The organism is Acutalibacter sp., from assembly GCF_056800975.1.
Genome location: NZ_JBQISV010000172.1, coordinates 1 through 2005 on the forward strand (window position 1 = coordinate 1; position 2005 = coordinate 2005).

General features: G+C 62.0%; 2 protein-coding genes and 1 pseudogene. 1 reads left to right on the top strand and 2 read right to left on the bottom strand.

What is annotated here, in order from left to right; all coding sequences use genetic code 11:
• Positions 1–241: 241 nt before the first annotated feature.
• The gene (locus ACTO5E_RS10915; protein WP_482303594.1) at positions 242–922 is read right to left on the bottom strand and encodes a ClpP family protease; all 681 of its coding nucleotides are present in this window, start codon (positions 920–922) and stop codon (positions 242–244) included.
• A gap of 133 nt (positions 923–1055) precedes the next feature.
• Here ACTO5E_RS10915 and ACTO5E_RS10920 point away from each other — a divergent pair, with 133 nt between their 5' ends.
• Complete coding sequence (locus tag ACTO5E_RS10920; RefSeq protein WP_482303596.1) at positions 1056–1646, top strand: helix-turn-helix domain-containing protein; 591 nt, start codon at positions 1056–1058, stop codon at positions 1644–1646.
• A 38-nt stretch (positions 1647–1684) separates the two neighbouring features.
• Here the strand turns inward: ACTO5E_RS10920 and ACTO5E_RS10925 are convergent.
• A pseudogene (locus ACTO5E_RS10925) lies at positions 1685–2005 on the bottom strand (aminopeptidase); the annotation flags it as partial.

Consider the following 2005-nt stretch of genomic DNA (forward strand, 5'->3'; position numbering starts at 1 on the left):
CTCGAAACGCGCCTGCGGGCGCAGCCTTTAGCAAGGGGGCCTTTGGGAGCAAAACGGACCAGCCAGCGCTGAAAGGCCCCCCTTGCCAAAGGGGGGAGGGCCGCCGGACGAAGTCCGGTGGCGGGGGGATTCCGTTTTTTTCGAGGTGTGTCCCTTAAAATATACATTATTAAGTACCAGAAGCCGGGGGTTATCCCCGGCTTTTTGTTTTGTCAGTTGCAGCGGCGCGGAGACTGTCCCCCTACTTCTTCTCCTCCACCATCCCGTACAGGCACTCCAGGGCGTCGGACAGGCCGCCGATGCGGTCGATGAGGCCCAGCTCCACCGCCTCCTCGCCGTAGATGACGCTGCCCACGTCGGCGGCCAGCTCTCCCGTCTGGAGCATCAGCTTGGTAAAGGCCTCCCGCTTCACACGGCTGTTGGCGGTGACGAACTGTAAAATGCGCTCCTGGATGCGCTCGAAGTAGTAGAAGGTCTGGGGCACGCCAATCACCAGGCCATTGAGCCGTACCGGGTGGATGGTCATGGCCGCCGAGGGGGCGATGAACGACTGCTTGGCCGACACCGCCAGGGGCACTCCGATGGAATGGCTCCCCCCCAGCACCAGGGAGACGGTGGGCTTGGACATGGAGGCAATCACCTCCGCGATGGCCAGCCCGGCCTCCACGTCTCCCCCGCCGTTGTTCAGCAGAATAAGCAGGCCGTCGATCTCCCCGCTGCCCTCGATGGTGGCCAGCAGGGGCAGGACGTGCTCGTACTTGGTACTCTTGCTGGTGGGGGGCAGCAGCTGGTGGCCCTCGATCTGGCCCACGATGGTCAGCACGTAGACGGTCCCCCGGTCCCCCCGGATGATTGATGACCCCAGGTCTATAATGGGCTGGATGTCCTCCTCCTGGGGCAGCTGGTCTTTTTCCTCATCCATGGATGTTCCCTCCTTTTTGGTGTAGTCTGCGCCAAAAACGGGATTCTTACACCAAAAATACCGCTCTACTTTTCGTAGGTTGCCTTTTTTCCTGTCCTGCGCTAAACTTGAGGCATCGAAAGGAGTGAACACTATGGACAACATACAATTTGGGGCCTTTATCGCCCAGTTGAGAAGGGAGCAGGGGCTGACCCAGAAGGAGCTGGCCGACAAGCTGAACGTCACCGACAAGGCCGTTTCCAAATGGGAGACAGCCAAGGGGTTTCCCGATGTGAAGCTGCTGGAGCCGCTGGCCCAGGCGCTGGGGGTGTCGCTGGTGGAGCTGATGCAGGGGAAACGCCAGGAGACGGACACCCTCACCGTGGCTGAGGCGGGGGCGGTGGTCTCCCAGGCTATGGGACAGTCGGAGCGAACCACCGCCCGTCGATACCTGCGGCTGTTCCGGTGGTTTTTGACCGCCTTCTGCGGGCTGTGCCTGCTGCTGCTGACCCCGCAAGCATTCATTTATATCACGTTCTGGCGGATGAGCCGACAATGGGCCCCTGCCGACGCCACAGAGATCGGCGTCATCGGCGGCGCGGACGGCCCCACTGCCATCCTCACCGCCTCCCGTCCCCTCTCCCCCCTGGCCACGTTTTTGGAAATCGGAATCCCCCTGCTTCTGCTGGCCGTCTGCGCTGTTCTGGCTGTGAAGGTGTGGCGGCTGGAAAAAAAGCTGAAATAACCAGAGAGGAGCCCGCCAGATGGCGGGCTCTTCTCTAATTACAGCGCTTCAAAAATTGCCTTCATGCCCTTAAAGGTCATATAGCAGTCCAGCTTGCCCACCGTCTCGAAGGGGGAGTGCATGGACAGGACCGGCACGCCGGCGTCCAGGGTGTCGATGTTCCGCTCGGCCATATAGGCGGCCACGGTGCCGCCGCCGCCGGCGTCCACCTTCCCCAGCTCGGCCATCTGCCAGACCACATTGGCGTTGTCCAAAATACGGCGCACCCGGGCCACCACCTCGGCGGAGGCGTCGGAGGCCCCCGACTTGCCCCGGGCCCCGGTGTACTTGCACAGGCCCATGCCGTAGTTGACAAAGGC